At 66.4% G+C, this 247-nt stretch carries 1 protein-coding gene; it reads right to left on the bottom strand.

Translation table 11 applies throughout. The features are described 5' to 3' along the window. Window positions 1–247, bottom strand: a 247-nt coding sequence (locus ACT3UE_RS15830; RefSeq protein WP_444567037.1) for a BCCT family transporter, incomplete at both ends; no start/stop codon positions are given.

A 247-nucleotide genomic window follows, 5' to 3' on the forward strand; every position in this document is an offset into this window, starting at 1 on the left:
CCCCGAGAGCCAGGTCGGGTCTCCCTGGTAGACGGACATGCCCACGAAGTTGCCGATGTAGGTGCCGAAGCCGCCCAGGAAGGCCTTGAAGACGTAGCCGGCCGAGCCGAGGACGACCACGGCGGCCATCAGGGCGATCGCCAGCCAGACGTTGGCCCTGCTGAGGATCTGGATGCCCTTGTTCAGCCCGGAGGACACCGAAAGCGCCGCGATGCCGGTCAACACGGCGATGACGATCAGCTGGGTG

It is taken from the genome of Arthrobacter sp. 179 (assembly GCF_052379645.1).
Classification (GTDB): domain Bacteria; phylum Actinomycetota; class Actinomycetes; order Actinomycetales; family Micrococcaceae; genus Arthrobacter_H.